This window comes from Yersinia sp. 1652 StPb PI (assembly GCF_041538345.1).
Classification (GTDB): domain Bacteria; phylum Pseudomonadota; class Gammaproteobacteria; order Enterobacterales; family Enterobacteriaceae; genus Yersinia; species Yersinia enterocolitica_E.
In genome coordinates this window covers 1,379,315-1,403,788 of sequence record NZ_JAULSM010000002.1, presented here as the reverse complement: position 1 = coordinate 1,403,788, position 24,474 = coordinate 1,379,315, and the positions used below count along the sequence as shown (strand labels likewise).

Genomic DNA, 24,474 nt, shown 5'->3' with positions numbered 1-24,474 from the left:
CTATCCCATCAGCCGCAAAAATCACATTAAAAAGTATCTTGCCCCCCAAACAACTACCTGATTTCATTCAATAACTCAGGGTGTTTATCAAGCACTTGCAACAATTTTATCGTTGATGGGTGTGGCAACGCCTTACCCTTTTCGTAACGCGAAAAAGCATTCACTCCACCTCCAAAAATCTCACTAGCTTCCCGCTGGTTTAGACCCAATTTTTTTCGCACCTGCACAATATATGCGGGTGCAATCGATTCTGTATTAACCATTTTTCGCAAAAGCATTGTTTTTGCTGCATAGGTATCGGACTCAGCTTCAGTCATGATTGTTTCACCGCATGCCGGGCAATGTTGTCCTATCACGCCTTCGACGATGAACTTACGCCCTTTATAGGTAAAGGGGACGTCACGCGCTTCGTGGATTAATTCTGCACCACCACAAACTGGACATTTCATCATTAAAGCTCCTTAAACGAGACAATCAAAACATCATCGATAACCGTGATTTTCAAATAAACTCTACCGCACGAAAGCATGGGGCGGTAAACATCCTGCCAAATCGTATGATCTTGATGTGTCGTCATACTTTTATAAAAATCGGCGCTAGTCAGTTCGCAAACTACATCACACATATCCCTAAAACTCAGCCCCAGCTCTTCAGCGCCATCTCTGGCAGTTCGAGTCGATTTAACATTCCCTTTCAATACCAATTCTTTTACTTTTAGTAAACGAGTATGCGGAGTCCGTTTCTCCATTTCATTGCCATCCTTGAGCAAGTTTCACTCAATAAACATAACCTACTAGGTTATTTATAGCAAGAAAATAACCTAGTAGGTTTGTTTTGCAGATGATTTAACAAATATCAATGAGTTATGGTTATTGAGGTGACGAAGCCAGTAATTTTTATTACAGCATTTACAAAATCATCTGTGCTGCCCGGCATTTATAAATTTCTGCTAATTTCTCTCTGGTTTTCTTTTGTGGGCGAGAATCTACGGCTTCCCATTGGGATACAGCAGATTGGGTGGTGCCAAGCAGTTCTGCTATTTCATATTGCGAAAAGCCACGGTAGATACGCCATGCAGCCAGCAAACTGACACCATCGTTTACCATGATTTGAACAACTTCATTCGGGATGGTCTGATCATCATCGTGATCAGCAACATAGGGAATATCATCGTACTTCGCATTAGAGATAAGTTGCTGGTATTCGGCAATGGGTAAGACCACAAACTGAGGCTCTCCTGCTTCATCATGAATGTATTGTAGTTTTGCCATCTTATTCACCTTAGTTTAGAAAAATAACACCATGCCTTTGAGAGGAAATCTACTGAGCCAGCCTACTAATAGGTCGTTGTGGTTCTGCGTTTAACTTCCTGGATCGTACATATCACAGGGGTTCCCTCTATAATCTGAAAAATAATCCTGTAATTCCCCACTCGCATCCGATATTGGCTATCACCGGTCTGTAACTTTTTGATATCCAAATCAACAGCAGGGAAATTTGTCAGTTTATTCACTTTTTCACTGATGGATTTTCGATATCTGACATCTATTGAAAGTAACTGCTTAACCGCTTTCCTCGACCAGTCAACCTTGACCATCGTTTCCTCACTTTTATAAGTGATCACATCCGCTGTTATTGTCAAATAGTAGAGCTATATGTAAGTATGGTCAACACAAAAACCTAATTATTTACTAATTTTAATCTTATTAAAAACTGATTTTTGAATCCAAATAATAATTGATATCGATGCATTACATACATATTACACCCACAAATGCGGCCCCTCTCGCATCTACAAAAATGTTTGTCCTAATTTACCACTGGTTAATTGAACAGTAGAGAATGGCCGGATATAGTGCCCCCGCAGCGGCAAAATCCGTTGCTGGCTTTAGCAGCCCGAGACAAAACAGAGCGCACAACCGCGCAGGCGGTTACTATGTGCGGGTACAGTTACACCTGTGAAAAAGCAATGGTGGGCTGGACGGGGGCATCGAAAGATGCGCCGGGTTCTCTGTTGACCGGTCTGCTAAGTGCCCAATGAAAGCATTTTAGGTTTGCCAGCAAAACGGTATCTGAAGCGCCAACCTTTCGAGCCATTTGGCTCCACCAGCAGAGACAATCCATTACCATCCGCTTTGGTGTAGGGCTTCTCTTGGGGTTTTGCACAGCGTATCTCAAGGTCCGTGAGTGCGATGTGTATAGAATCCAGAGTGTATAGAATCCAGAGTGTATAAAACATGATGTGTATAGAATTTGGAGTGTAGAGAATTTCTATACAGATAACTATACACGTTTGTATGTGGATTCCCGTGAACAACAATAGCCGTCAAGAGACAACAACAGTGGCCTAAATCTTACTATGACTGGGTTTGATGTACTTCGGGAGATACTGCGAAACGTTAGATTGGAGCGGGTGAAGGGAATCGAACCCTCGTATAGAGCTTGGGAAGCTCTCGTTCTACCATTGAACTACACCCGCTTCGGTGTGCGGTTTGCATTATAACCGGTTCTTTCTCGTGGGCAAGCGAAGATATGGTCTAAGCGCCGGTATTTTAAGCGATTAGATTAAACCAAGTATAACTATGGCGGTTTTTGCTTAGTAAAAAGGGTGCCGTAGCACCCTTATAGATTACCGCTACCACAATAAACTTATTTAACCGGACGCATCGCTGGGAACAGGATAACGTCACGGATGGTGTGGCTGTTGGTAAACAACATCACCATACGGTCGATGCCGATGCCCAAACCAGCAGTTGGCGGCAAACCATGTTCCAGCGCGGTGACGTAGTCTTCATCGTAGAACATCGCTTCATCATCGCCAGCTTCTTTAGCACTAACCTGATCAGCAAAACGCTGAGCCTGATCTTCAGCGTCATTCAACTCTGAGAAACCGTTACCAATCTCACGGCCACCGATAAAGAACTCAAAGCGGTCAGTGATAAACGGATTATCATCATTACGACGTGCCAGCGGAGAAACCTCTGCTGGATATTCAGTAATGAAAGTAGGCTGAATCAGGTGGCTCTCTGCGGTCTCCTCGAAGATCTCGCATTGAACGCGGCCCAAGCCCCAGCTCTTCTCAACTTTAATACCTAATGACTCGGCGATAGCCAAAGCTTTGTCCATATCGTCCAAATCTGCCACATTGGTTTCAGGGCGATATTTGCAAATGGCTTCTTTCATGGTCAGTTTGGCAAAAGGCTTACCGAAATCGAATGTCTGCTCACCATACTGCACCACACTGCTACCCAATACGGTTTCAGTCAGAGTGCGGAACAGCTCTTCAGTCAGCACGATCAGATCTTTGTAATCCGCATACGCCATATAGAGTTCCATCATGGTGAACTCTGGGTTATGACGTGGGGAAACGCCCTCATTACGGAAGTTACGGTTGATTTCGAATACACGTTCAAAACCACCAACAACCAGGCGTTTCAGATACAGTTCTGGCGCGATGCGCAAGTACATATCGATATCCAGCGCATTGTGATGAGTCACAAACGGACGCGCTGAAGCACCACCTGGGATCACTTGCATCATAGGGGTTTCGACTTCCATGAAGCCTTTTTCCACCATGAAACTACGAATACCAGACATCACTTGCGAACGAACTTTGAAAGTATGGCGAGATTCGTCGTTAGCGATCAGATCCAAATAACGCTGACGGTAACGGGTTTCCTGATCAGCCAAGCCGTGGAATTTATCCGGCAGCGGACGCAGCGCTTTAGTCAACAGGCGCAATTCGCTACAGTGGATAGATAGCTCACCGGTTTTAGTTTTAAACAGCTTGCCACGAGCACCCAGAATATCGCCCAGATCCCACTTTTTGAATTCTTCGTTATAAACGCCTTCCGGCAGATCATCGCGGGAAACGTACAACTGAATACGGCCACCGACATCTTGTAGTGTGACGAATGATGCTTTACCCATAATACGGCGAGTCATCATACGGCCAGCAACAGTGACTTCGATATTCAGTGCTTCTAACTCTTCATTCTCTTTACTGCCGTACTCAGCATGTAGCTGGTCAGAGAGGTGCTCACGACGGAAATCATTAGGGAACGCAATTCCCTTTTCCCGCAGCAAGGCCAGCTTTTCCCGACGAGCTTGTAACTCACTATTGAGTTCTGGTTCTTGCGCTTGCTCAGCGACTTGTGGTTTTTGCTCTGACATCTCAGTTCCTCATAGCCCGGCTTTCAAACTTGCTTCAATGAATTTGTCCAGATCACCATCCAGTACCGCTTGCGTGTTACGTGTTTCCACGCCGGTACGCAAATCTTTGATACGGGAGTCATCCAGTACATAAGAACGGATCTGGCTACCCCAACCGATATCAGACTTGTTGTCTTCCAGAACCTGTTTATCAGCATTTTTCTTTTGCATCTCAAACTCATACAGCTTCGCCTTCAACTGCTTCATCGCTTGATCTTTGTTCTTATGCTGAGAACGGTCATTCTGGCACTGAGTCACGATATTGGTCGGAAGGTGGGTAATACGTACCGCAGATTCCGTTTTGTTGACGTGCTGACCACCCGCACCGGATGCGCGGTAAACGTCAATACGCAGATCTGCCGGGTTGATTTCGATATCAATATCGTCATCAACTTCTGGATAGACAAAAGCAGAACTGAAAGAGGTATGACGACGGCCACCGGAGTCAAACGGGCTTTTACGAACCAGGCGATGAACGCCAGTTTCAGTACGTAACCAGCCAAAGGCGTAATCGCCGATGATCTTAATGGTGGCAGACTTCAGGCCTGCAACATCACCATCAGATTCTTCGATGATTTCAGTTTTGAAGCCTTTTGATTCAGCCCAGCGCAGGTACATACGCAGCAGCATGCTGGCCCAGTCCTGGGCTTCTGTACCGCCAGAACCCGCTTGTAAATCCAGGTAGCAGTTGGCGCTATCATATTCACCAGAAAACATGCGGCGGAATTCGAGCTGGCCCAGCTTGCCGTCAAGGATCTCTAACTCGGCAATGGCTTCGTTAAAAGTCTCTTCATCGTCAGCTTCAATCGCCAATTCCAGCAAGCCGGAAACGTCTTCCATACCTTGATCCAATTGATCAATGGTCGAGACAATCTCTTCCAGCGCAGAACGTTCTTTACCCAGCGCTTGCGCACGCTCAGGTTCATTCCAGACGTCGGGCTGTTCCAGCTCGGCGTTTACTTCTTCCAGTCGCTCTTTCTTGGCATCATAGTCAAAGATACCCCCTGAGAACGTCTGTCCGATCAGACAGGTCCTGAATTCGGTTTTTTACCGGGTTTATTTCAAACATGGTTTTGAGTCTTACGTTGAGTCGTAGATGACGGAATGTCATTATACCCGTCATACTTCAAGCTGCATGGGTGTTGGCTGTCTTCGTTCACCCGGATCATTGACTGACGTCAACTCATCGGAATTTACTCAGTTGCCGCCTTCCTGCAACTTGAATTATTTAGGGCACAGAATTGGTAATTCTAACGGATCTGTTCGGCGGTTTATAGCTCGTTGACTATATTTCCTGCTTACTTGAAATCACAGTGGCGTTAACGCGACTTATTCACCCGAATCACTGGCCTGAGCCAGCTCATCGGGCTTCATTGGAATGTTGCCTAATAAGGCCACAAATGCTGGACCAACAACTGAACACTACGATTACCGCGATATTCATTGATATCGAGTTTGTAAGCCAGCTTAACCTCACGCACACTGCTGTCCGGCCATAAGGTGGTATCGATATTAAACGCAATACCATCGAGTAGCGGCCCGCCATTCAGCGGCTCAATCATCAGTTTTAGATGACGCTCCCCCACCAGCCGTTGCTGCAAAATACGGAATTTGCCATCAAATGTCGGTTCTGGGAAAGACTGCCCCCAGGGGCCACCATCACGCAACAACTCAGCCGTTTCCAGCGATAATTCGTTGCCTTTCAGTTCACCATCAGACCAAATAACGCCTTCCAATTGTGAGGCATCCATCCATTCACCGACTAAATCGGCAAAACGCTGACGGAACTCATCGAATTTATCTTGTTCCAATGATAATCCTGCCGCCATTGCATGGCCGCCAAACTTCAGCATCAATCCTGGGTTCAATGTATCCAGCCGCTCAAGAGCATCGCGCATATGTAACCCAGCCACACTGCGCCCCGACCCCTTCAGTAATCCTTCACCCGCTGGGGCAAAAGCAATGACAGGCCGATGAAAACGTTCTTTGATGCGCGAGGCTAAAATCCCTACCACACCCTGATGCCATTCTGGATGGTACATCGCAATGCCGTAGGGCAATGCCGTGCTGGTACGTTCCAGTTGGTCGCACAGTTGCAGCGCCTCAACCTGCATCCCCTGCTCTATCTCTCGGCGCGCCTGATTAAGGGCATCCAAATCGATTGCTAAAGCTCTGGCCTGAGCGATATCGTCAGTGAGAAGAAGTGCAACCCCAATAGACATGTCATCGAGACGACCGGCAGCATTAAGCCGTGGGCCAAGGGAGAAGCCGAGATCGTTGGCAGCCAATTGACGGGCATCACGGTTGGCGACTTCCAATAGTGCACGGACCCCTGGACGGCATTTCCCCGCACGAATACGGCTTAATCCCTGATGGACCAGAATCCGATTATTGGCATCCAGTGGCACCACATCCGCCACCGTCCCCAGCGCCACTAAATCCAATAGTTCAGCCAGATTGGGCACGGCTAAAGCTCGTTGCTCAAACCAACCGCTCTCTCGCAAACGGGCGCGCAATGCCAACATCAGATAGAAGGTAACACCCACCCCAGCCAGTGATTTGGAGAGAAAATCACAACCAACCAGATTCGGATTAATGATAGCTTCAGCCGCTGGTAAGGTTTCACCCGGCAGATGGTGGTCGGTAACCAGCACCTGAATGCCCAAGGCATGGGCCAAATCCACCCCGGCATGAGAAGAAATACCGTTATCAACCGTGACGATCAATTCCGCACCACGGGCAGCGACCTGTTCAACCACTTCCGGGCTAAGCCCGTAGCCATCGTCAAAGCGATTGGGCACCAGGTAATCAACATTACTGCCACCCATGCTGCGCAAAGCCAGTACTGCCAGTGCAGTGCTGGTGGCACCATCGGCATCAAAATCGCCGACAATCACGATACGCCGTTTGTCAGCCAGTGCTTGCTGTAACAGGGTAACCCCGGCATCAATGCCATCGAGTTGCTGCCAGGGCAATAGACCTTTTACGCCTCGTTCCAGTTCTGTCGCAGTTTTAACCCCACGACTGGCATAGAGGCGGCGCAGCAACGGATGCAATTGCGCCGGTAAATGGCTGTCATCCGCCGCCTCACGACGACGAAGTTGAGTTTTGAGTGTCACGGGTGATTAACCCGCCGCTTTTAAGGAAGCCTGATGCTTATTCAGCATTGCCAACATCTCTTTCGGCTCCAGATAACCGGGAACGATAGTGCCGTTTTGCAGCACAATCGCAGGCGTGCCCTGAATACCAAACTGTACGCCGAGCTGGTAATGCTTGCTAATGTCTGTTTTACAGGTAGCCGGTGATATCTCGGTACCTTTCATTGCTTCATCGAACGCTTTATTACGATCAGCCATACACCAGATGGATCGCATATCTTTTTCTGCCTGAGAGCTTAAGCCCTGACGTGGGAACGCCAGATAACGCACAGTAATGCCCAGCGCGTTATAGTCTTTCATCTGCTCATGCAACTTATGGCAGTAACCACAGGTGATATCGGTAAACACCGTAACAACATGTTTTTCCTGCGGTGCTTTATACACAATCATTTCACTGCTTAATGCTTCAAGCTTTTTCACCAACATCTGATTGGTCACATTGACTGGCTGGCTACCGCTCACATCATACAGTGGCCCTTGCAACAGATGCTGACCGTCGGCTGAGATATAAAGCACACCGTTTTCGGTCATCACCGTGCTCAAACCTGGGATCGGCGAAGGCTGGACATCAGCTTGCTGAATATCTAATTTTTTTAGCGTCTGTTGGATAGCGGCATCATCTGCGTTAACCGGGCCGGCGAATGCGGCGATGAACACCGGCAGTAACAATAAACTTTTTCTCATTTATGAATCCTATCTCTTTCCACACAACATCGTTTTTCTACAAAACAATCATGCACGTGGATGATGCTGTTGATGTAGCTGTTTCAAACGTTCCGTAGCTACATGAGTATAAATCTGGGTTGTCGACAAATCGCTGTGGCCCAGTAACATTTGTACCACACGCAGGTCAGCACCGTGATTCAGTAGGTGCGTGGCAAAAGCGTGCCGTAATACATGGGGTGAAAGCCGTTCACTATCAATACCTGCAAGGATCGCATAGTGTTTGATGCGATGCCAGAAAGTCTGTCGGGTCATTTGCTGGCTACGATTGCTGGGGAACAGCACATCTAGTGACTGGCCATTAATCAACCATGGACGCCCATGCTCCATGTAGTTTTCAATCCAGTACACCGCTTCTTCGCCCAATGGCACCAGCCGCTCTTTATTTCCTTTACCAATAACCCGCACCACACCCTGACGCAGGCTGACATCACTGATGGTCAACCCGACCAGCTCCGATACCCGCAAGCCCGTGGCATAAAGCACTTCCAGCATGGCTTTATCGCGCAATTCTAGCGGGATATCAACATTGGGTGAGTTGAGCAGCCTATCAACCTGTGCCTCACTTAAATCTTTAGGTAAGCGTTGCGGCAATTTAGGTGATGAGAGCAGAGCCGTCGGATCATCTTCACGCAGCTTTTCGCGGTATAAATATTGGAACAGACGACGCATCGCACTGAGTAAGCGTGCCGAACTGGTCGCTTTATAGCCGCCTTCAATGCGCTCAGCAAGAAAGGATTGCAAGTCCTGCGAACCTGCACGCAATAAATCACTGCCGTGATGTTCTAACCATCCGGTTAATGCATGTAAATCCAGACGATATGACGCCAGTGTATTCTCAGCCAGGTTTCTTTCCAGCCATAAGGCATCTAGAAACTGTTCAATCAGCGGGTTATTTTGCTGTTGCATTGTTGTTTCTCTCTTTGATTGAACTCAAGCGCCATTATGCCTGATGACGAGACAAATCTGGTACACTCGATGCTATTCCTTATTAGTAATGCTATGGCTATACATCATGAAGATTGGTCTCTTTTACGGCTCCAGCACCTGCTATACCGAAATGGTGGCAGAAAAAATCCGCGATATTCTTGGCGAAGATTTGGTTGATTTGCACAACCTGAAGGATGCCAGCCCCCAGTTAATGGAAGCCTATTCCATCCTGATTTTAGGTATCCCTACCTGGGATTTCGGCGAATTACAGGAAGACTGGGAAGCCATCTGGCCACAGTTAACGCAGCTTAATCTGAAGGGAAAGATTGTCGCCATGTATGGCATGGGCGATCAATTCGGATATAGCGAATGGTTCCTGGATGCCCTTGGTATGCTGCACGATCATATCGCCCCACTGGGAGTGGAGTTTATCGGTTTTTGGCCGACGGAAGGGTTTGAATTTACTAGCCCAAAACCACTCAGCGCCGATGGTAAACACTTTGTTGGTTTAGCATTGGATGAGGTCAATCAATACGATTTGAGCGAAGAGCGCATCGAGCAATGGTGTGATCAAATTCTCTTAGAGATGGACGCGCTACTGTAGTCAGCCAAACGGGCACCTAATGTGCCCGCTTCTGTATCCCTTGCGTTATATCAATCCCATAAGCGAAACGCGTCGGTACTGCTGCCCTCTACTGCTAGCGGTTTATTCACCGTCTTATCGGTATTGGCTTCGGTCGATTTCTGCCCGGTCAATAGCTGTGGGTTAGCCACTTGATACCAGTCTAAACGCCGGGTTAACACCATCACTGCGGCCAGAATAATAAACAGCAGCCCTGCGCCGAGTAACAATGCATGGTCTTCCGATTGCAGCAAGCCAAACAAAACCCCGTACAACAACAATAAACCACCAGCAAACAATCCGCCTCGCCGCCACCCGCCCAGCACCGCACTCAGGTAGATTGCGATCAACAAGCTGCAACTCAAACTGGCGATAGTATAAGCCAGCGCGAAGCCAAGATGTTCAGAGAACGCCAGCAACATTAGGTAGAACAGCACCAGAGCGGCCCCCACCAACAGATATTGAATTGGATGCACACGCAGTGAGGTCAGGCTTTCAAACAGGAAGAAGCTGAAGAAAGTGAGGCCAATAAACAGAATGGCATACTTAATGGCTCGTTCGGTTAACTGGTAGTGATCGACCGGTTCAATCAAGCTGGTGCTAAAAGCGGGTAACTCATTGAAGTCGACATGTGGGTCATCACCCGCAAAGTTGATATTTATGTTGTTGGCCAGCCAGTTAGTGCTCCAGTGGGCACGAAAACCTTTTTCGTCCACCTTGCGCTGCAACGGTAAAAACTCGCCGACAAAATTAGGATGCGGCCAATTGCTTTGTAAGGTTAGCTCACTGCTACGCCCGATAGGGACTACCGACAGGCTATTGGTGCCAGTCAGCGTCAATGTAAAGCTAATATCAAATTTTTTCTGTTGAATCTGCGCCAATGAAAGCTCTGCATGAACACCTTGCGCAGTCCGACCCAGGAAAGCACCGGGTTCGAAGTTAATTTTTTGGCTGCCCACCGTGAGTGGCGAAATTTGCTGTATACCCCGCGAATCGCTCAGCGCCACCACCAGTGACGGTCTGCCAATAGTGACGCCGTCATGTATCAAGTCGTCTAATGCCGTAGCGTCAAATTGTGCGTTGAAATTAAGCGCCCCCTGATAGACTTGCGCTTTATAAATACCCAATCGCCGCACATCAACATCCGGCGCACCGCTAACGGTCATGACCTCCGGCAGTATGTAGCGACTGCGATTAATCCACTCTCTCTTTTTCTTGCCATCAACTTCGCTTTCTACCCATTCGCTATAAGGCACCACAATTAGCGGGCCAAGGATCTTCTGCGATCGGCTGGTGCTGTCACTGACTTTATCGATAACACTTTGCCGATAACCACTGCGTTCAGAGATAACGTTCAGTAACATCTCTTTCGGGATCATCATCAATAGAATTAAGCCCAGCAATGTGGCTATTTTCCAAAACAGTACGGACTTGAACATGACTTGCGCTCCTTTTAAGGTCAGGAGAGCAGCTTAAGTCAGTGAAGTGAAAGCAGAATGAGGCTATGTGAAGTGAAGGTGAAGTCAGCCAATCATGTGGCATCTAGCGGCAGCGTTAAATAGGCACTCACCCCTTGTGGCAAGCGGTTTTCCAGCGAAATCTGCCCGCGATGAATAGCGACCACCTCGCGCACAAAATTCAGCCCCAACCCAGTACTTTTCGGGCTATCGGCCCTTGGTAATGAATAAAAACGGTCGAAAATCTTCTCTTGAGCGTAATCGGGAATACCGCTGCCATTATCTTCAACCGTTATCAGATACTCCCCCTCATGCCGCTCGCCACTGAGTATCACAGCCCCGCCTGAAGGTGTGAAATCCAGTGCATTATCAATCAGATTGGTCAGCGCCTGACTGAGTAATAACCCATCCCCGGTTAATATTGCGCTATCGGCGCTTTTCAGTTGCAGGTAAATACCTCGGCTGACAGCCTGTGCCTCTTTCGCACTGAAGGTTTGTTTGAGTATGTGACTGATATCCAATGGAGAAAACTGTAAATCAACCCGACTCTCGAGCCGTGCCTGCACCAACATTTTATCTACCAGTTGCCGGATGCGTGCACTTTGCTGCTCAATATTAACAATAAACCGCTGGGCAGTGGCTGGCGGGGGCGACTCACGTAGCAGTTCAGCTGCACCGGTAATGGCGGCTAATGGGCTTTTCAGCTCATGAGTCATGGTGTGAACATATTGTTCGATGTAGGCTTTGCCATCCAATTTAAGACGCATACTTTCCAGTGCGCGGGCCAAATCATTCAACTCGCTACTGCCGATCGCTGGCAGCGCCACAACCTGCCCCTCGGCCACCCGTTCAGCGTAATCTACTAATTTGCCGATAGCGCGGTTTATCCACCATACGAAGCCCAAGCCAATCAACAGAGCAATACCGAGCAAGATACCACCAGCCAACAAGATCTTACGCTCACTGCGTTTGATAACGGGCGCCATGGAAATATTGGGTTTACCCACACTGAGCACCCCGATGATTTTGTTTTCAGCAATGACCGGTGCCGCCACATACATTACCGAACTTTGTTCATCTGCGGGATTGGTACGGGTGCTGCGTGCGCCATATTCACCACGTAGCGTCAGCCAAACATCATTCCAGCGCGAATAATCTTGCCCTACCGCTTTACCCGATGAATCAAAAATCACCCGCCCGTCGGCATCCGTCAGATAAACGCGATATTCGTTACGATCCTTGCGAATACCTTCAATATTGGCACCTATTGGCCGCAAATTTAGCGAAGCAAACGCTTGTGCCAATTGACCACTGGCAACGTTATCCAGCAGCATATCTTGCCGGGCAAACTGTGCCAGTAGTGTGGCGGTATCCACTAATGTGCCTTCGGTGGCGCGCCGGACGCCAGGTTTCACCTCTTGTACGAAAATACGAATAACAAAATAACCGGCAATAGCCACTATCAGAAAGTAACCTAGCAGTAAGCGCATGCCGATTTTCATCGCTGACTCTTCATAGCTGACAACTCATCATCGGTAACTCAGACTATAGCCCAACCCACGATGAGTGCGGATTGGTGACTCCTCATCGTAAGCCATACGCAATTTTGAGCGCAGGGTTTTAATGTGGGTATCGACAGTACGGTCCTGACTCTCTTCTGCCTGTGCCCAAACGATATCCATCAGTTGCTGACGTGAAAATATGCGCTCTGGGGCCAGTAATAAGGTTTTCAGTAACAGATATTCATAGCGGGTGAGCCAGAGAGGCTGCTGATGATAGGTCACCCGCGCGCCGGCCTCATCCAGGGTGAAATCACCGAATTGATGCACCATAGCAGAGGCGGCCAGAATTTGTGATTTTTGTAAGCGCCGCAATACCGTGCGCACGCGGGCACTCACTTCACGGGGTGAGAAGGGCTTAGCAATATAATCATCGGCACCAATTTCCAGCCCGACTATGCGATCCAGCTCTTCACTACGGGCGGTAAGAAATACCACCGGCAGCGTGGGTTCGCGCGCCAATAGACGGCGGCACAGGTCAAAACCATTGATATCAGGTAAGCCAACATCCACTATCGCTAAAGCGGGCGGGCCATCCGCCAGTGCTGCCAGCGCCGGTTCCCCCCGGTCAAACCACCGGAGGGTAAAACCTTCGCTTTCTAAGGTATAAATCAGCGTATCAGCGATACTTGGTTCATCCTCTACCAGCCAGATTAAGGGTTTCATTGATTCATCCCCTCATCTGAGCCAAATGAATGCCGCAATAGCTGACATAATTGCCGCCACTCATCTTCTGACATACTGTCGGCGGCCAGCCACAACCGCTTACGGGCTGAACGGCTGCTCGACTGCTGTAGATTTAATAACACGCCATAACGGGTAATCCATGGCTGTTTGGCCACGATCCATTCGAGCCTTTTCCATAGTACCAGGTTGCCGGGTTTTAACCGGATCTCGCCTTGACAGGACGTAATATTTTTCTGGCTGCGGATACACTCAAACACCACCAGCGTCAGCAATACCAACCACAATGCGGTATACCCTTGAGGCCAAGGCGCAACCAAGGTGAGTATCACTAAAACACCATGAGACAATAAAGAGAAGAGTTGAGTGTGCCAGGATACCCGCAAATCACATCGCCACTGGGCCACGGGCTTTATTTCGTGTTTGAATCAGTTTGACCATCTGACGCAGCTCGCTATCCTGCGGCTCCCCGTGATTCATCAGCCAGTTGAATAAGTCTGGGTCATCGCACTCAAGTAAGCGAATAAATGCCTGCTTCTCGTTATTACTCAAGCCATCATACTCATGTTCAAAAAACGGCATGATAGAGATATCAAGTTCACGCATACCACGACGGCACGCCCAGTGAATACGGGCTTTATTATCGATTTCCATGTCCTGATTGACTCCTCAGTGAAGGATATTATCCGAACCCGGCCGCCAATAAGCGCCTGATTCGGTGCGTTGCTAGAGTAACAATTTGATACATCCAACGGGAAGATTATCACCGTTGAATTGTCATTTTAAGATGCTAAATGCTCAGCAAATGCTGTTTTTTCAAACACCTTTAACATGCTGTTGCAGAATCTGCGGTCATTGTACCTCAGATGTCGGTTAATTTAGATATTGGATAATAATGACCAATCCGTGGAATAACTGCTTGCAAAGCTACTCCGCTATTTTACCATTGGGACATAAGCTCACGGCACCGCCTTGGCAGGTGCTATTCATTGGCAGATACTTTTCATTTGCAGGTAAGCATGGCACATAACACTCCGTTCTCTGCACAACCACCGGTCGCCTCTTCCGGGCTGCCATTAACACTCATCTCGCTCGATGACTGGGCGCTCGTTACCTTAACCGGCGCTGACCGAGTAAAATATCTGCAAGGGCAAGTTACTGCGGATATCGATGCTCTGCCCACCGACCAGCATATCCTGTGCGCCCATTGTGATGCTAAAGGGAAAATGTGGAGCAACCTGCGGCTATTTTATCGTGGCGAGGGGTTGGCATTTATTGAGCGCCGCAGCCTGCTGGATAACCAGTTAAGCGAACTCAAGAAATATGCCGTGTTCTCTAAAGTGGCTATTGCTGCACAGCCTGACGCTGTTCTGTTAGGCATTGCAGGGGCAGAGGCTAAAACTGCGCTGGCTGAGGTTTTTGCCGAATTACCGAGTGCCGAGCATCCGGTGACCCAGCAAGGTAATAGCACACTGTTGCATTTCTCACTCCCCGCCGAGCGTTTTTTGCTGGTAACTGATGCCGCGCAAGCCCAGCAACTAGTAGAAACACTGGCCGACCGCGCGCAGTTTAACAACAGTAAACAGTGGCTGGCGCTGGATATTGAAGCAGGCTTGCCAATTATTGATACTGACAGCAGCGCGCAGTTTATTCCTCAAGCCACCAATATTCAGGCGTTGAATGGCATTAGCTTCAGTAAAGGTTGTTACACCGGGCAGGAGATGGTGGCCAGAGCCAAATACCGCGGAGCCAACAAACGCGCGCTGTACTGGTTAGCGGGTGCTGCCAGCCGTGTACCGGCAGCCGGTGAAGATTTAGAGTGGCAATTAGGTGAGAACTGGCGTCGTACTGGTTCCGTGTTAGCCGCGATTCAACTCAGTGATGGCACTGTGTGGGTGCAGGCGGTGTTGAACAACGATCTGGCGGCAGACAGTGTGCTACGGGTGCGCGATGATGTTGGCAGTGTGCTGACTATTCAGCCGTTGCCCTACTCACTGAGTGATGAGAAGTAGTCTTACTCGAACCAGGGGCCGGTTATCCGGCCTCAATTTATGCATGTGGCTAAAGCATCAAACGTACAAATAGATCGCCATAAAGTGGCAGACACTGCCACCCAACACAAAACCATGCCAGATAGCATGACCGAAGCGGATACGCTTAGAGGCGTAGAAAACCACCCCTAAAGTGTAAAGCAAGCCGCCAATAGTCAGTAATGCCAACCCGCCAACTTCAAGTTTCACCGCCAACTGATAAATCACAATCAGTGATAACCAGCCCATCGTCAGGTAAGTCACGAGCGACAACACCTCAAATCGATGAGCAAAAGCCAGCTTAAATATCACACCGAACAGCGCCAGCCCCCAAATGACCGCCATTAACCCTCTGGCCAGTGGCGAATCCAATCCCACTAGCAGAAAGGGGGTATAAGTGCCGGCAATCAAAATATAAATGGCACAGTGGTCAAACTTCTGTAGCCAGAGCTTCGCCTTACGGTGTGGCACGGCGTGATACAGTGTTGATGCCAGAAAAAGCAAAATGATACTGCCGCCATACAAGCTATAGCTGGTTAGCGCTTTGGTATCAGCACCACTGTCTACTGCCTGCACCAAAAGCAACACCAGCCCGATAATTCCAAACACCACACCAATACCATGGCTAATGCTGTTAGCTATCTCTTCTGCCCATGGATAGGCTGGGGTCGTTGTGGCCGGTGACAATATCGATGGGGCCGCAGAAGTAGGTGGAGTAACTGTAGCAGAGGGTGTAACTGATTTATTATTCAATACTTATTATCCTGAATATTAGCTGTTGTATACCCAAAGACATTGGCGTTGCAGTCAGGCTGCAAGGTAATCAATCCCGATGAGCGGCACAGTAGGTAGCCAATTGCGCAAATATACTGCACTCAGGTTAACTGAGAATGATTCCAGTGTACACGTGTAAGCTTAAATATTCTGTCAATACATGTAACTCACCATGTCTATTGCCAGATGAAGCAAAAAGAACAGAGTAATTGCAGATAATCAGGTAACGTATTACCGGTCTATCTTTATCTGATTTGAGGGTTGTTTGTTATGTCATTAACACTGCCAGTTCTGGATTTTGGCCCCCTGACCGAGACGGTCCAGTTTCTGATGGAAGTTGATAAGCTAAAAGATATACAGCGCCGCACCAAAGTGATTGCCAGCTTACGGCAGGAAAACTCCGCTGAGCACAGTTGGCATTTTGCGGTGGCAGCAATGAGTCTGGCCCCCTATGCAGGCCCGGATGTTGATATCAACCGCGTAATTCAAATGGCACTGCTGCACGATATTGTTGAAATCGATGCCGGTGATGTCATCGTTTATGATTTGGCCGCCAGAGCCGCCATTCATGAACAAGAAGTGGCCGCGGCTAAACGGTTATTCGGTATGCTCCCTCCCGCTTTAAACGCGCAATTTACCGCGCTGTGGGACGAATATGAAGCAGAAGAAACCGCCGATGCATGCTTTGCGACCGTGCTGGACCGCATTTTGCCAATGCTGATTAACCTGCATACCGAAGGGCAAAGCTGGATAGAAAATGGTATCCGTTTGCAACAAGTGCTGGATCGCAACCAACGAGTCGCTGAGCGCTATCCTCAGATCTGGCAATATTTACTGCCCCAGTTACAGGCTGCGCAGCAAAAGGGCTGGCTGAAATAATCATGTTGAAGTACATGCGGTTAGGCCAGCTATGTCAATCGACTGGCAAACCGCATCTGTTTTATTTTCCGCCCGCCAGGTCCAATACACTGCCGGTGACATAAGAGGCACAGTCTGACAGCAACCAAACAATCGCCTCAGCAACTTCATGTGGGTGACCACCCCGCTTCATGGGTAACAAGCCTTGGATCCGGTCAACCCGCCCCGGTTCACCACCACTGGCATGGATATCGGTATAGATAACACCTGGCCGTACCCCGTTAACCCTAATCCCCTCAGCCGCCACCTCCAGCGACAAACCGATGGTCAGTGTATCAATAGCCCCTTTGGAGGCTGCATAATCCAAATATTCCCCCGGCGCACCAAGGCGTGACGCGGCAGAAGAAACATTAACAATTGCCCCACCATTGCCACCATGGCGCAGAGCCATGCGTTTAACCGCCTCGCGACTGCATAAGAAATACCCTGTCACATTGGTCGTTAGCACTCGGTTAATACGTTCGGCGGTCAAGCCTTCAATACTGGTTTGTGGGAACAGAATACCGGCATTATTCACTAATGCACTGATTGGCCCCAGTTGCGCCTCAAGTTGTTCAAACAGCGCCACAACCTGTGATTCATCAGCAATATCCGCCTGTAACGCAATCGCCAATCCTCCCGCAGCCGCTATCTCCGCCACCACCTGCCGCGCAGCTTGCTGGTCATTGATATAATTGACCGCCACCCGATAACCATGTTTTGCCAACAGCAATGCGGTCGCACGACCAATTCCCCGGCTGCCGCCCGTCACTAATGCAACTTTCTTATTCATATCCCGGTTCCCTATGCTGCGATAAAGAGTTCCCAAACTAGCATGCCAATACTGGCGAGATAATCAACATAGCAAAAGGGCCGCATACGCGACCCTCAGATTCATCCACAACTTATCTCTATTTTAAATTACTCATAATCAGCAATTGGGACACATGAGCAGAACAGATTACGGTCGCCGTACACATCATCCAAACGTTTCACCGCTGGCCAGTATTTGTTCTCCATCACACCTGCAACCGGGAACACAGCCAGTTCACGGCTGTAAGGGTGCTGCCAGTCCCCCACCAGCTCCGCCTGAGTATGAGGCGCATTCACCAGCGGGTTGTCTTCCAGCGGCCATTCGCCTTGGGCTACTTTGTCAATCTCGCTACGAATCGCTAACATCGCATCGATAAAGCGGTCCAGTTCCACTTTGCTTTCTGATTCTGTCGGCTCCACCATCAGTGTTCCGGCAACCGGGAACGACATGGTCGGCGCGTGAAAACCGAAATCAATCAGGCGTTTAGCGATATCCATTTCACTGATACCGGTCGCCTCTTTCAGCGGACGAATATCCAGAATACACTCATGTGCCACACGGCCATCGTGACCGGTATACAACACCGGATAGGCGGCTTTGAGGCGGGTAGCGATGTAGTTGGCATTCAAAATAGCCACCTGACTGGCTTGCTTCAAGCCATCAGCGCCCATCATGCGGATATACATCCAACTGATAGGTAAAATTGATGCACTACCAAATGGCGCGGCTGAAACGGCACCTTGCTGAGTGGTCATACCGTCGATTTGCACCACACTGTGACCGGGTACAAAAGGTGCCAAATGGGCTTTGACGCCAATTGGCCCCATGCCTGGACCGCCACCGCCATGTGGGATACAGAAAGTTTTGTGCAAGTTAAGATGCGATACATCAGCCCCGATATAACCCGGCGTTGTGATGCCAACCTGCGCATTCATGTTCGCGCCATCCAGATAAACTTGCCCGCCAAACTGATGAACGATTTGGCAAACCTCACGGATGGTTTCTTCATACACGCCGTGGGTTGACGGGTAGGTCACCATAATGCAAGACAACTCATCACCCGCTTCTTCTGCCTTTTGGCGCAAGTCATGTAAATCGATATTGCCTTGCTTATCACAGGCCACCACCACCACCGACATACCGGCCATTTGTGCTGACGCGGGGTTAGTGCCGTGGGCTGAGCTTGGTATTAAGCAGATATGGCGACTCGCCTGATTGCGACTTTCGTGGTAACGGCGGATAGCCAGCAAACCGGCATACTCTCCCTGCGCACCTGAGTTTGGTTGCATACACACGGCGTCATAACCCGTCAGTTGCACCAACCATTGTGACAGTTGACCAATCATCTGCTGATAACCGGCCGCTTGCTCCGGCGGGCAGAATGGGTGTAACTCAGCGAATTCCGGCCAGGTAATCGGGATCATCTCGGCGGCAGCGTTCAACTTCATGGTACAAGATCCCAACGGGATCATCGCCTGATTCAGCGCCAAATCTTTGCGCTCTAAACGATGCATATAACGCATCATTTCGGTTTCGCTGTGGTAACGATTGAATACCGGATGGGTCAGAATCGGCTCTTGGCGCAGCATCGTAGCCTGTATCGACTGGCTGCTCTGGCTGACTTTAGCATCAAGCTGGTCAATATCCAGGCCGTGGCTATCACCGGCTAACAGGGCAAAAAGGGTCTGAATATCTTCGCGGGAGGTGGTTTCATCCAGCGTGATACCCACAGCGCCATGAATGTCAGTGCGCAGGTTAATACCAAAACTCAATGCACGAGCCAATACCGTAGCTTTGTCTTTGACTTCAACTGTCAGGGTATCGAACCAGTGCTGGAAACGGAGACTCAGGCCTGCTTGTTGCAAACCCGCAGCCAGAATATCGGTCATCCGGTGAATACGGCCAGCGATACGCTGCAAGCCCTGCGGGCCATGATAAACCGCATACAGGCTGGCAATATTGGCCAGTAGCACCTGTGAGGTACAAATGTTGGAGTTAGCTTTCTCGCGGCGAATATGTTGCTCACGGGTCTGCATCGCCATACGCAACGCAGTATTACCGGCAGCGTCGCGTGATACCCCAATAATGCGGCCCGGCATCGAGCGTTTAAATTCGTCACGGCAGGCAAAGAATGCAGCATGTGGGCCGCCATACCCCATCGGCACACCAAAGCGCTGGGCGGAGCCAAATACCACATCGGCACCTTGTTTACCCGGCGCAGTCAACAGCACCAGCGCCATAATATCGGCAGCCACGCTGGTAATGATTTTACGTTTTTTCAGTTCAGACAGCAGCGCGCTGTAGTCATGCAGTTCACCGGTGGTGCCTACTTGTTGCAGCAACACACCAAAAACACCATCCAGCTCCAGCACTTTTTCAGCACGGTCGACAATCACTTCAAAACCAAAAGTTTCCGCGCGAGTTCGCACCACATCCAGCGTTTGTGGATGAACATCATCAGCCACAAAGAAGCGATTAGCGTCCTTCAGCTTACTGGCTCGCTTGGCTAATGCCATCGATTCTGCCGCAGCAGTAGCCTCATCCAGCAAAGAGGCAGAAGCCAGATCTAAACCCGTCAGGTCTTGTGTCAATTGCTGGAAATTCAACAGCGCTTCAAGGCGGCCCTGAGAAACTTCTGGTTGATAAGGTGTGTAGGCGGTGTACCAGCCTGGGTTCTCCAGCATATTACGCAGGATAACCGGCGGGGTCAGTACCGGGCTGTAGCCCATGCCGATGTAGGATTTATAGCGCTGATTCTGGCTGGCAATCCCTTTAAGTTCCGCCAGCGCCTGGTGTTCAGTGGCAGCATCACCCACTTGTGGTGGGCTTGGCAATTGGATATCTGCCGGAACAATCTGCTGGATCAATGTACTTAACGAGTTGGCACCAATGGCGGCCAACATCTGTTGCTGTTGTTCAGCAGAGGAGCCGATATGGCGCTGAATAAAAGCATCGTTATGTTCAAGCTGGCTGAGATTCTGAGTCATTTGCTACACATTCCTGAATAGGGCATGGGACGGGAGATATTTGAGATTAACCGCGCCTTGGAGAGGTTTTAGAAATACTCACAAAGCCGAACTAAGGGGAAACACGTCGTTCGGGTCGTAGTGGCGTAAGCCACCGGAGCGCCCGTAGACGTGGTCAACCCTTAGCTCATTGCACTTCACTCACCTCAGGCTTTTTTTCATTTATTCTTCAATGGTCGCCAGATAAGCCTCGGCATCTAACAAGCCTGCCAGCTCACCTTCATCAGAGGCTTTGATGCTGAACAGCCAACCATCGGTATAAGGTGCGCTGTTGACCAGCTCTGGTGAGCTTTCCAGCTCAGTATTAACCGCAACAATTTCGCCGCTGATCGGGGCATAAATGTCGGAAGCCGCTTTAACTGATTCGGCAACAGCACAGTCACTGCCAGCTGAAACTTCACTGCCCACTTCAGGCAAATCAACAAACACCATGTCGCCCAGTAGCTCTTGCGCATGCTCAGTGATACCGATGCTATAGATGCCATCGCCATCGGCACGAACCCACTCATGAGATGACGCATATTTTAACTCTGCTGGTACATTGCTCATTGCTGCTCCTTAAAAAGAGATAGAGCCAAAAATTGAGGCTCTTATAATTCGGAAGACTTACAGCGCGACCGGTTTACCCGCCCGCACAAAACCAGGTTTTGTGACCCGCACTGGCATTTCACGGTTGCGGATTTGAACCACCGCACTCTCACCAATTCCCGCAGGCACACGGGCCAGCGCAATGCTGAACCCCAATGTAGGCGAGAATGAACCACTGGTTATCACACCGACATGTGAGTTACCCAGCGCATCAGAAAAATGCACCGGCAACTCATTACGTAATACGCCTTTTTCGGTCATGATCAAGCCGACCAGTTGCTCAGTGCCGTCCGCACGTTGCTTTTCCAGTGCTTCGCGGCCGATAAACTGGCGGTCTTCTGGCAACCAGGCTATCGTCCAGCCCATATTGGCGGCTAACGGAGAAACACCTTCATCCATTTCCTGGCCGTAAAGGTTCATACCCGCTTCCAGACGCAAAGTATCACGCGCACCAAGACCCGCAGGCTTCACCCCAGCGGCGAGCAGTTGCTGCCAAAATTCAACAACTTGCTCTTTTGGTAGTGCGATTTCATACCCTGATTCACCGGTATAACCGGTAGTCGCGATAAAGAAATCACCCGTTTGAATACCAAAGAATGGTTTCATGCCCGCGATCGCCTGCTGCTGCTCAGGAGTCAGTAAAGTAGCCACTTTCTGTTGAGCCGTTGGGCCTTGTACCGCCACCAGGGCAAGATCGTCACGCACCGTCACTTCAACCTGGTAAGGTTCAGCATGCTGGATTATCCAGGCCAGATCTTTGTCACGGGTAGCGGAGTTAACCACTAAGCGGAAATAGTCTTCTTGCAGGAAATAGACAATCAAGTCATCGATAACACCGCCGGACGCATTCAGCATCCCGGTGTAAAGGGCTTTGCCCGGTTGGGTTAGTTTGGCAACGTCGTTGGCTAACAGGTAACGCAGGAACTCACGGGTACGGGCACCGTGCAGATCAACGATAGTCATATGAGAGACATCGAACATACCGGCATCTTGACGCACGATATGGTGCTCGTCGATTTGGGAACCATAATGCAATGGCATCATCCAGCCATGAAAATCTACCATGCGCGCACCGCACGCTACGTGCTGATCATACAGCGGGGTCTGCTTAGACATCTACTCTCCCTCAAACAGTTTCATGCCATGAGTGTCTGGTACTCTGACTTACCATAAACAGGCATATACCCTAGATAATTCGGGTTGCAGGAAGGCGGCAACTAAGTGAATACCCAGGAGCTTACATCAGTAAGTGACTGGGGTGAACGAAGGCAGCCAACACACATGCAACGTGAAGTATGACGGGTCTACGCAAACGATACCTTTTGCCCAACGTTATCACCGAACTCATCAGGTAACCATAAGCTAAAATAGGCAATAGCACGCCCTAAGAGGACAAAAGGCAGGGGTATTGTGCAGAGTTTTCCACTGAAAAAATGCGCACAGAGGCACATTATTAACAATTAATCAGTAAAAATTGCGATGTTATATAACCAAATAACCAAAACCCTGTCAGTTTCAACTTTTCAGGTTTTGGTTATCAGTGAGAAAAACTAATGCGAAAATAGGGCTGAAATTAGATTATTTCAACTGAGGGGGGTTTAGTGACTCACAAAACTACTCATCTAGCCAATCGGGTAAATCATGTAATCCCATGGCCTGCCGCACTAACGGTGGTTTTACCCCCGGCAAGTTATCAGCCAGCGTTAAGCCAATATCACGCAGGAGCTTTTTGGCAGGGTTACTGCCCGCAAACAGGGAGCGGAAACCCTGCATACTGGCAAGCATCACCGCAGCACTGTGCTTGCGGCGACGTTCATAACGCCGCAGATAGAGATGCTGACCGATATCTTTGCCTTGGCGCTGTAAACGGCGCAGCTCAGAGACTAACTCAGCGGTATCCATAAAGCCCAGATTGACGCCCTGCCCGGCCAACGGATGCACAGTATGGGCAGCATCCCCCACCAGCGCCAACCGGTGTGCCGCGAAGCTACGTGCATAGCGCCCCATCAGCGGGAAGGTCTGGCGCTCACTCTCAAGCTGGCATTGCCCCAAACGCATATCAAACGCCATGCCCAGTTCGCGGTTGAATTGCTCGGCGGGTAGCGCAGCTAACTCGGCAGCACGCTCAGGAGGAAGTGACCAGACTATCGAACTCAAGTGTGGGGAGCTAAACGGCAGGAAAGCCAGAATACCATCACCATGAAATACCTGACGCGCCGTTGCCTGATGTGCTTCTTCCGTGCGAATGGTCGCTACCAGCGCATGGTGGGCATAGTCCCAAAAAGTCAGCGGGATATCCGCATGCTGGCGCAACCATGAGTTAGCGCCATCGGCCCCAACCACCAGCCGCGCACTGAGCATACGGTCATCAGTTAGCGTGATAAAAGCTTCGCTTTCACCCCATGCCACCTGTTTGAGGCTGGCCGGTGCCAACAGCGTAATCTCAGCTAATTGGCTGGCACGTTGCCATAGCGCCTGCTGAATCACCCGGTTCTCAATGATATGACCGAGATGGCTGAAGCCATATTCATCAGCATGAAACGCTATTTTGCCAAAACTGTCTTGGTCCCACACTTCCATGCCGCTATAAGGGCTGGCCCGTAGCGCCAAAATGCTGTCCCATACCCCTATTTTTTTCAATAAGCGCTCACTGGCAGCATTGATCGCCGAGACACGTAGCGCCAACTCATCAGTCAACGGTGCAGTGAGAGGTTCTGGTGCGGGCTGATGCTCCAGAATAGCGATGCGCAAGCCACTGCCCTGTAAGCCACAGGCCAGCGCCAGACCGACCATTCCGCCACCGGCGATTACCACGTCATATGATTGCATACCGAGATATATCCCATGAAAATATGAACTTTATTTACCCTATAAATTTCTCGATGCAGGAAGGCGGCAAGCGAGATACAAATCGGTCGGGAATCGATTTGAACAGCATTTATGCTAACCCGTAGGGTGAGCCTCAAGGATGGGACTCATTAATTCCGATGAGCTTACATC

At 49.5% G+C, this 24,474-nt stretch carries 23 protein-coding genes, 1 tRNA gene and 1 pseudogene; 3 read left to right on the top strand and 22 right to left on the bottom strand.

The genetic code is table 11. The features are described 5' to 3' along the window. Positions 1-53: 53 nt before the first annotated feature. The 11 genes and pseudogenes from Q2T71_RS22865 to xerD form a co-directional block, all read right to left on the bottom strand. On the bottom strand, positions 54-452 hold the full coding sequence (locus Q2T71_RS22865) for a type II toxin-antitoxin system MqsA family antitoxin (protein ID WP_049562359.1): 399 nt from the start codon (positions 450-452) through the stop codon (positions 54-56). Continuing rightward, on the bottom strand, positions 452-748 hold the full coding sequence (locus Q2T71_RS22860) for a type II toxin-antitoxin system MqsR family toxin (protein ID WP_005166025.1): 297 nt from the start codon (positions 746-748) through the stop codon (positions 452-454). The genes Q2T71_RS22865 and Q2T71_RS22860 overlap by 1 nt, the downstream gene beginning before the upstream one ends. Before the next feature lie 160 nt (positions 749-908). Next, positions 909-1,271, bottom strand: coding sequence for a helix-turn-helix domain-containing protein (locus Q2T71_RS22855; protein WP_049611876.1), 363 nt, complete (start codon positions 1,269-1,271; stop codon positions 909-911). A 65-nt stretch (positions 1,272-1,336) separates the two neighbouring features. After that, positions 1,337-1,597, bottom strand: coding sequence for a type II toxin-antitoxin system RelE/ParE family toxin (locus Q2T71_RS22850; RefSeq protein WP_049611878.1), 261 nt, complete (start codon positions 1,595-1,597; stop codon positions 1,337-1,339). A gap of 435 nt (positions 1,598-2,032) precedes the next feature. Then, positions 2,033-2,194: pseudogene (locus Q2T71_RS22845) on the bottom strand (Arm DNA-binding domain-containing protein); the annotation flags it as partial. A 211-nt stretch (positions 2,195-2,405) separates the two neighbouring features. Beyond that, positions 2,406-2,479, bottom strand: a tRNA-Gly gene (locus tag Q2T71_RS22840). A gap of 170 nt (positions 2,480-2,649) precedes the next feature. Further along, a complete protein-coding gene (gene lysS, locus Q2T71_RS22835; protein ID WP_083162773.1) occupies positions 2,650-4,173 on the bottom strand; it encodes a lysine--tRNA ligase in 1,524 nt (507 codons plus the stop codon). Positions 4,174-4,182: 9 nt separating this feature from the next. Further along, positions 4,183-5,281 (bottom strand): peptide chain release factor 2 gene (prfB, locus tag Q2T71_RS22830; protein WP_102970535.1). Its coding sequence is split into 2 segments (ribosomal slippage): positions 4,183-5,205 and positions 5,207-5,281, totalling 1,098 coding nucleotides; the frame shifts between segments, so codons are not numbered across the junction. Positions 5,282-5,597: 316 nt separating this feature from the next. Then, entirely contained in the window at positions 5,598-7,331 is a 1,734-nt protein-coding gene (recJ, locus tag Q2T71_RS22825; protein WP_372560660.1) for a single-stranded-DNA-specific exonuclease RecJ, read from the bottom strand. Positions 7,332-7,337: 6 nt separating this feature from the next. Beyond that, complete coding sequence (dsbC, locus tag Q2T71_RS22820) at positions 7,338-8,054, bottom strand: bifunctional protein-disulfide isomerase/oxidoreductase DsbC (protein ID WP_083162767.1); 717 nt, start codon at positions 8,052-8,054, stop codon at positions 7,338-7,340. Positions 8,055-8,102: 48 nt separating this feature from the next. After that, complete coding sequence (gene xerD / locus Q2T71_RS22815) at positions 8,103-9,002, bottom strand: site-specific tyrosine recombinase XerD (RefSeq protein WP_005185989.1); 900 nt, start codon at positions 9,000-9,002, stop codon at positions 8,103-8,105. 106 nt (positions 9,003-9,108) lie between these two features. On the opposite strand from xerD, the gene fldB reads away from it, so the two are divergent. Further along, complete coding sequence (gene fldB / locus Q2T71_RS22810) at positions 9,109-9,627, top strand: flavodoxin FldB (RefSeq protein ID WP_083162765.1); 519 nt, start codon at positions 9,109-9,111, stop codon at positions 9,625-9,627. Between the two features lie 50 nt (positions 9,628-9,677). Here the strand turns inward: fldB and creD are convergent, their stop codons facing one another. The 5 genes from creD to sdhE form a co-directional block, all read right to left on the bottom strand. After that, entirely contained in the window at positions 9,678-11,084 is a 1,407-nt protein-coding gene (creD, locus tag Q2T71_RS22805; protein WP_372560659.1) for a cell envelope integrity protein CreD, read from the bottom strand. A 92-nt stretch (positions 11,085-11,176) separates the two neighbouring features. Next, positions 11,177-12,604, bottom strand: coding sequence for a two-component system sensor histidine kinase CreC (gene creC / locus Q2T71_RS22800; protein ID WP_372560658.1), 1,428 nt, complete (start codon positions 12,602-12,604; stop codon positions 11,177-11,179). A 27-nt stretch (positions 12,605-12,631) separates the two neighbouring features. Beyond that, positions 12,632-13,327: a two-component system response regulator CreB gene (gene creB / locus Q2T71_RS22795; RefSeq protein ID WP_372560657.1), complete on the bottom strand. Its 696-nt coding sequence runs from the start codon at positions 13,325-13,327 to the stop codon at positions 12,632-12,634. Continuing rightward, entirely contained in the window at positions 13,324-13,752 is a 429-nt protein-coding gene (locus tag Q2T71_RS22790) for a protein YgfX (protein WP_083162757.1), read from the bottom strand. The genes creB and Q2T71_RS22790 overlap by 4 nt, the downstream gene beginning before the upstream one ends. Then, positions 13,733-13,999 (bottom strand): FAD assembly factor SdhE, encoded by a 267-nt coding sequence (sdhE, locus tag Q2T71_RS22785; RefSeq protein ID WP_083162755.1) that lies wholly within the window; start codon positions 13,997-13,999, stop codon positions 13,733-13,735. The genes Q2T71_RS22790 and sdhE overlap by 20 nt, the downstream gene beginning before the upstream one ends. A 365-nt stretch (positions 14,000-14,364) precedes the next feature. Here sdhE and ygfZ point away from each other — a divergent pair, with 365 nt between their 5' ends. Next, entirely contained in the window at positions 14,365-15,357 is a 993-nt protein-coding gene (ygfZ, locus tag Q2T71_RS22780) for a tRNA-modifying protein YgfZ (RefSeq protein WP_372560656.1), read from the top strand. Positions 15,358-15,414: 57 nt separating this feature from the next. Here ygfZ and Q2T71_RS22775 read toward each other — a convergent pair whose 3' ends face one another. Next, positions 15,415-16,128, bottom strand: a complete 714-nt coding sequence (locus Q2T71_RS22775) for a hemolysin III family protein (RefSeq protein ID WP_372560655.1) — start codon at positions 16,126-16,128, stop codon at positions 15,415-15,417. 291 nt (positions 16,129-16,419) lie between these two features. Between Q2T71_RS22775 and Q2T71_RS22770 the strand changes: the two genes are divergently transcribed. Then, positions 16,420-17,028 (top strand): HD family hydrolase, encoded by a 609-nt coding sequence (locus Q2T71_RS22770; RefSeq protein WP_083162753.1) that lies wholly within the window; start codon positions 16,420-16,422, stop codon positions 17,026-17,028. Positions 17,029-17,089: 61 nt separating this feature from the next. On the opposite strand, the gene Q2T71_RS22765 is transcribed toward Q2T71_RS22770, so the two are convergent. The 5 genes from Q2T71_RS22765 to ubiI form a co-directional block, all read right to left on the bottom strand. After that, the gene (locus tag Q2T71_RS22765) at positions 17,090-17,839 is read right to left on the bottom strand and encodes an SDR family oxidoreductase (protein WP_372560654.1); all 750 of its coding nucleotides are present in this window, start codon (positions 17,837-17,839) and stop codon (positions 17,090-17,092) included. A gap of 128 nt (positions 17,840-17,967) precedes the next feature. Next, positions 17,968-20,847 (bottom strand): aminomethyl-transferring glycine dehydrogenase, encoded by a 2,880-nt coding sequence (gene gcvP / locus Q2T71_RS22760; protein WP_372560653.1) that lies wholly within the window; start codon positions 20,845-20,847, stop codon positions 17,968-17,970. Between the two features lie 201 nt (positions 20,848-21,048). Next, positions 21,049-21,435 (bottom strand): glycine cleavage system protein GcvH, encoded by a 387-nt coding sequence (gcvH, locus tag Q2T71_RS22755; protein WP_005193111.1) that lies wholly within the window; start codon positions 21,433-21,435, stop codon positions 21,049-21,051. A gap of 57 nt (positions 21,436-21,492) precedes the next feature. Then, positions 21,493-22,590, bottom strand: a complete 1,098-nt coding sequence (gene gcvT, locus Q2T71_RS22750) for a glycine cleavage system aminomethyltransferase GcvT (protein WP_372560652.1) — start codon at positions 22,588-22,590, stop codon at positions 21,493-21,495. A 498-nt stretch (positions 22,591-23,088) separates the two neighbouring features. Continuing rightward, positions 23,089-24,303 (bottom strand): FAD-dependent 2-octaprenylphenol hydroxylase, encoded by a 1,215-nt coding sequence (ubiI, locus tag Q2T71_RS22745; protein ID WP_372560651.1) that lies wholly within the window; start codon positions 24,301-24,303, stop codon positions 23,089-23,091. Between the last annotated feature and the right edge of the window lie 171 nt (positions 24,304-24,474).